The following is a 6,000-nucleotide window of genomic DNA, read 5'->3' on the forward strand; positions in this document are numbered from 1 at the left end:
CCCAAAGCGGCACCGCGCCGCGCCGCGGGGATAGGGGCCCTCGTGGATCGTCGGTTTCGCAGGCATCGAGGCGCGGTTCGGGTGCGTGCCGGAGGGCGTGTCCCTCAGGGGCGCCTCACGCATCACGCCCCGGAGCAGGCCGGCAGGCGGCGGCGCGGTTGCCAATCTGACGATTGGGCTCGCCTGTGGCAGCCGCTTGGATTGCCGGGTCGAGCGGGTGTCCTTTACCGGTCATGATCCGGCCAGGAACGAGCCGAACGTGGATTTCCGTCTGTCGTCCCGCGCGGACGGCCCATTGGTGGCCCCTTTGCGGCGGTATCCGCCGCCGTCCGGTTTCGCGAAATCGAAATGGGCTCTGGGCGTCGGGCTGCATTTGGCCTACCGTCGGGGTAGAGAAAACGCCGACGATGCGGTCGACGCGGCTCTCGACGATGGCCGCATCGCCGGGATATTCAAAAGCGTCGGGCCTGGCCAAGGGCAGCCCGAACGGCAAAATCGCCGATGGCCTAGGCCATTGGTCTAATATGCGCGGCGCGGGCCCTCGGCCTAGGCTGACGCCACATCAAGAGGACGACACCCCATGCAGATGAGCGATTCCCGCGAGATCAACGCCCCGCAAGAGGTGGTCTGGGCGGCTATCCTGAACCCGGAGGTGCTCAAGGCCTGCGTGCCGGGCTGCACCGAGATGTCCGGCAGCGCCGAAGACGGATTCGAGGCGACAGTGGTGCAGAAGGTCGGGCCGGTGAAGGCCACGTTCAAGGGCAAGGTGACCCTGTCTGACATGGACGCGCCGAACAGCCTGACGCTGAGCGGCGAGGGCAAGGGCGGGGCCGCGGGCTTTGCCAAGGGCGGCGCGGACGTCAAGCTGTCGGCCATCGACGGCGGCGGCACTCTGTTGGAATACGAGGTCGAGGCCAAGGTCGGCGGCAAGCTGGCCCAGCTGGGCAGCCGCATCATCGACGGCTTTGCCAAGAAGATGGCGGATCAGTTCTTTCAGAACTTTCAGGACGCGGTCGAGGGTCCGGCGGACCCCGAGGCCGCGCCGGAGGGCGATGGCGACGGTACTGGCGAGAAAAAAGGCTGGTTCAGGAAACTGGTGTCCTGACGCAGAAAAACCAAGAAGCCCAGGGTCAGGCCCGGGGCGCGTGATTGAAAGATTCCAGGGAGGAGTACGATGGCTAAGGTAACGATGACGGTGAACGGCAAAACCGTCAGCAAAGAGGTCGCCGGCAACGCGCTGATGACCGATTTTCTGCGCGACGGTCTGCGCCTGACCGGCACCCATGTGGGCTGTGACACGTCGCAATGCGGCGCCTGCGTGATCCATGTGAACGGCGAGGCGGTCAAGGCCTGCACGATGTTCGCCGCCGAGGCCGACGGCGCGGAGGTCAAGACCATCGAGGGCATGGCCAATGCCGACGGATCGCTCGGCGTGATCCAGCAGGCGTTTCAGGATCACCACGGGCTTCAGTGCGGTTTCTGCACGCCGGGCATGGTGATGTCGGCGGCGGCGCTGCTGAAAGATAACCCCAAGCCGACCGAGGCCGAAGTGCGCGATTACCTCGAGGGCAACATCTGCCGCTGCACGGGCTACCACAACATCGTCAAGGCGATCATGGCGGCCTCGGGTCAGGATGTGACGCCGGTCGCGGCGGAATGAAACGGCGGTGCGCCGTAAAGGCGCACCCTACGGTTGAAGCGAATTGGTTGTAGGGTGCGCGGTTTCCGCGCACCGGCCCAAGGGAGGAATTGAGAACATGCCGAAGGATCATGGCATCGGCGCCAGCCAGAAGCGGCGCGAGGACGTGCGCTTCTTGACGGGCGCCGGACAATACACCGACGACATCAACGTTCACGGACAGGCCTATGTCTATTTCCTGCGCTCGGACGTGGCGCATGGGAAGATCAACAAGATCGACACCGCGGCCGCGGCCGCGATGCCCGGGGTCGAGCGCATCTTCACCGGCGCCGATTTCGAGGGCGTCGGCGGTCTTCCCTGCGGCTGGCAGGTGACCGACAAGCACGGCAACCCGATGAAGGAACCGGCGCATCCGGTTCTGGCGCAGGGCAAGGTGCGGCACGTGGGCGACCCGATCGCCGCCGTCGTGGCCGACAGTCTGGAAGAGGCGCGCAACGCCGCCGAGGCCATCGAGCTCGACATCGACGAACTGCCGGCCGTGGTCGACATGAAGGCCGCCGTGCAGCCGGGCGCCACCAAGGTGCATGACGATCTGGACGACAACCTCTGCTACGACTGGGGGTTCGTCGAAGCGAACAAGGCTGCCACCGAAGAGGCGTTCAAAAACGCCGCGCATGTCACCACGCTCGAGCTGGTGAACCAGCGCATGGTCGCCAACCCGATGGAGCCGCGCGTCGCCGTGGGCGATTACAATCGCGCCAACGACGAATCCACGCTCTACACCACCAGCCAGAACCCGCATGTGATCCGGCTTCTGATGGGTGCGTTCGTGCTGGGCATCCCCGAGCACAAGCTGCGCGTCGTGGCCCCCGATGTGGGCGGCGGCTTCGGCACCAAGATCTTCCACTATGCCGAAGAGGCCTTCTGCACCTTCGCCGCGCGCGCCCTGAACCGGCCCGTGAAGTGGACGTCGAGCCGGTCGGAGGCGTTCATGTCGGACGCGCACGGCCGCGACCACGTCACCAGGATCGAGCTGGCGCTGGATGCCGACAACAACTTTACCGCCGTGCGGACCGAAACCTACGCCAACATGGGCGCGTATCTGTCGACCTTCGCGCCGTCGGTGCCCACATGGCTGCACGGCACGCTGATGGCGGGCAATTACAAGACCCCGCTGGTCTATGTGAACGTCAAGGCGGTCTTTACCAACACCGTGCCCGTCGACGCCTATCGCGGCGCGGGCCGGCCCGAGGCGACCTTCCAGCTGGAGCGCGTCATCGACAAGGCCGCGCGCGAGCTGGGCGTCGATCCCATCGCGCTGCGCCGTCAGAACTTCATCACCGAGTTCCCGTACCAGACGCCGGTCGCGGTGGTCTATGACACCGGCGATTACGTCGCCACCATGGACAAGATGGAAGAGATGATCGACGTCGCGGGCTTCCCCGCGCGCCGGGCCGAAAGCGAGAAGAACGGCAAGCTGCGCGGTCTTGGCGTGAACTGCTTCATCGAGGCCTGCGGTATCGCGCCGTCGAACCTGGTGGGACAGCTGGGCGCAAGGGCGGGGCTTTACGACGCCGCAACCGTCCGGGTGAACGCCACCGGCACGATCTCGGTCATGGTGGGCGCGCACAGCCACGGGCAGGGCCACGAGACGGCCTTCCCGCAGGTGGTGGCCGAGATGCTGGGCATCGACGAGTCGATGATCGACATCGTGCATGGCGACAGCTCGAAGATCCCGTTCGGCATGGGCACCTATGGGTCGCGGTCCATCGCGGTCTGCGGGTCGGCCATGGTGCGGGCGACCGAGAAGATCATCAACAAGGCCAAGAAGATCGCGTCGCACCTGCTTGAGGCGTCGGAGGCGGACGTCGAGCTCAAGGACGGCCAGTTCACCGTCGCGGGCACCGACAAGTCGGTGGCCTGGGGCGACGTGACGCTGGCGGCCTACGTGCCGCACAATTATCCGCTCGAGGAGATCGAGCCGGGGCTGGAGGAGACGGCGTTCTACGATCCGTCGAACTTTACCTATCCGGCCGGGGCCTATGCCTGCGAGGTCGAGGTCGACCCCGACACCGGCAAAGTCACCATCGAGCGGTTCGTGTCGGCCGACGATTTCGGCAATATCATCAACCCGATGATCGTCGAAGGCCAGGTCCACGGCGGGATCGCCCAGGGCATCGGCCAGGCGCTGCTGGAGAACTGCGCCTATGACGAGAACGGCCAGTTGCTCAGCGCGTCCTACATGGACTACGCCATGCCGCGCGCCGACAACCTGCCGCATCTGGCCAACTACAGGGTGGACCATTCCTGCCAGACGCCGTGCACCCACAACCCGCTGGGGGTGAAGGGCTGCGGCGAGGCCGGGGCCATCGGGTCGCCCCCGACGGTGATCAACGCCGTGGTGGATGCGCTGCAATCGGGCGGTTACAAGGTTGACCACGTGGACATGCCGGCGACGCCGGCGCGCGTCTGGGCCGCGATGCAGGGCTGAGTTTCGAGGACGGGACCGGGGGGCTGTCTGCCCCCCGGACCCCCCGAGGATATTTTTGGATCAGTGAAATGGGGGCGAAGGCGCCTCGTTCACCGGCCGGGAGGAAAGAGAAGATGTATTCATTCGATGTGGTGAAACCGACAAGCGTGGCCGATGCGGTGTCGGCGCTGAGCCAGGACGAGGCGCAGCCGCTGGGCGGCGGGCAGACGCTGATCCCGACGCTCAAGCAGCGGCTGGCGTCGCCGTCGGTTCTGGTGAGCCTGAGCGGCATCGCCGAGATCAGGGGCGTGTGCAAGATGGATGACGGGCGCGTCAGCATCGGCGGCGGCACGACCCATGCCACGGTGGCCAAGGAGGCCGCGGCGCATTACCCGGCGCTGGCCGATCTGGCTGGCAATATCGGCGATCCGGCGGTGCGCAACCGCGGCACAATCGGTGGGTCGCTGGCCAACAACGACCCGTCGGCCTGCTATCCGGCGGCAGCGCTCGGATCGGGCGCGACCATAGTGACCAACAACCGCGAGATCGCGGCGGACGACTATTTTCAGGGCATGTTCGCCACGGCGCTCGACGAGGGCGAGATCGTTACCGAGGTGCGCTTTCCGGTGCCGGAGAAGGCTGCCTATATGAAGTTCGAGCAGCCCGCCTCGCGCTTTGCGCTGGTGGGGGTGTTCGTGGCGAAATACGCCGACGGTGTGCGTGTGGCGGTGACCGGCGCGTCGGAAGGCGGCGTGTTCCGCTGGAGCGAGGCCGAGGCGGCGCTGTCGGGCAATTTCGACACCTCGGCGCTCGACGGGCTGTCGGTTCCGGGTGACGGCATGATCTCGGACCTGCACGGGTCGGGCGATTATCGGGCGCATCTGGTGGCGGTCATGACCAAGCGGGCGGTTGCCGCCGCGCATTGATTGCCGGAACAAGGAATGATGGCCCTCGGTTTTGCGACCGGGGGCCTTTTCCCGTGTCACCGGGGGAGGCGTTTGCCGGGCGTTCAAACGGCGGTGACGCGGTGCAGGCCGGCGGCGGTTGAAAGGGCATCGGCGCGCGGGGGGCCAGGCGCGAGATAGGCACTGGCACCCGAGGTGGAGCGCCAAGGAGCTCGAAGTGGCGACGGCGCGGTTCGTGGGGCTGCGACGGCAGATATGGCCGTGCGCCGGATCGAGGCGGAAGGGCGCGCCTAGAACAGAAGTTCGCCGATGGCCACCGGCGCTTGATCGAAGCCTTGCCGCGCCGGAAAGCGGATGACGAGACCTGTCGCAAGGCTCTGGGCGATGACCTTGAGGGTGATGTGCCGGTAGCGGGCCGTTTGAAGCGGACGCGATGCCAGCCGATCCGGGCGCGCGCCGGAGGACAAAACCCTCCGCCTCGGGCCGCGTGATGGAAACGCGCCCAGTTCATGCGACCCCGGGAGGGCGGTGTCGCGGGCGGCGGTTTCAGACACCAGCCCCTTGTGGCCGGTGGCGACCAGCAGGCTTGCCTTGTCAAAAACCCAAGCGCCGGGTGACGCTGTCGAGCTTTTCCAGCGTGTCGGGATGGGGCATGGACGGCGGGCCCGGATCGGCGATCGAGGGGGTGGAAATCCCTGGGCGGGGGCGTCCTGGGCGCTGGGGGCGTCGGCGTTCCAAAAGGCGGAGAACAACGCCTGCAGCCGGGCATTGGTGGCGGTCATGCGCCGGGGCGCCCCGATCCACCGGCGCCTGCCAGTCCTGTCCCAGTTTCGCTTCGGGGATCTGGAAGGCGGACGGGACAGTGGCCAAGGCTCACAATTCCTCGCGCACCATCCGGGGCGCGTGCGGCTAAAGCGTCATCCTTGAAATCTGAATCGATGGGATTTCCACGGGCCGGATTTTGTGATTCACCATATGTGGAGGTG

The 6,000-nt window shown here is 66.4% G+C and carries 6 protein-coding genes; 4 read left to right on the top strand and 2 right to left on the bottom strand.

Going from position 1 to position 6,000, the window contains the following annotated elements; all coding sequences use genetic code 11:
* Window positions 1-115: 115 nt before the first annotated feature.
* Window positions 116-475, bottom strand: a complete 360-nt coding sequence (locus tag RXV88_RS17405) for a hypothetical protein (protein WP_316294767.1) — start codon at window positions 473-475, stop codon at window positions 116-118.
* Between the two features lie 105 nt (window positions 476-580).
* On the opposite strand from RXV88_RS17405, the gene RXV88_RS17410 reads away from it, so the two are divergent.
* The 4 genes from RXV88_RS17410 (at window position 581) to RXV88_RS17425 (ending at window position 5,035) form a co-directional block, all read left to right on the top strand.
* Entirely contained in the window at window positions 581-1,105 is a 525-nt protein-coding gene (locus RXV88_RS17410; protein ID WP_316294768.1) for a carbon monoxide dehydrogenase subunit G, read from the top strand.
* 69 nt (window positions 1,106-1,174) lie between these two features.
* Window positions 1,175-1,660: a (2Fe-2S)-binding protein gene (locus tag RXV88_RS17415; RefSeq protein WP_316294769.1), complete on the top strand. Its 486-nt coding sequence runs from the start codon at window positions 1,175-1,177 to the stop codon at window positions 1,658-1,660.
* 97 nt (window positions 1,661-1,757) lie between these two features.
* Entirely contained in the window at window positions 1,758-4,130 is a 2,373-nt protein-coding gene (locus RXV88_RS17420) for a xanthine dehydrogenase family protein molybdopterin-binding subunit (RefSeq protein ID WP_316294770.1), read from the top strand.
* A 113-nt stretch (window positions 4,131-4,243) separates the two neighbouring features.
* Window positions 4,244-5,035: a xanthine dehydrogenase family protein subunit M gene (locus RXV88_RS17425; protein ID WP_316294771.1), complete on the top strand. Its 792-nt coding sequence runs from the start codon at window positions 4,244-4,246 to the stop codon at window positions 5,033-5,035.
* Window positions 5,036-5,304: 269 nt separating this feature from the next.
* Here the strand turns inward: RXV88_RS17425 and RXV88_RS17430 are convergent, their stop codons facing one another.
* Entirely contained in the window at window positions 5,305-5,796 is a 492-nt protein-coding gene (locus RXV88_RS17430; RefSeq protein WP_316294772.1) for a hypothetical protein, read from the bottom strand.
* Window positions 5,797-6,000: the final 204 nt, after the last annotated feature.

The organism is Aestuariicoccus sp. MJ-SS9 (genome assembly GCF_032586235.1).
In the GTDB taxonomy this organism is placed as follows: Bacteria; Pseudomonadota; Alphaproteobacteria; order Rhodobacterales; family Rhodobacteraceae; genus Aestuariicoccus.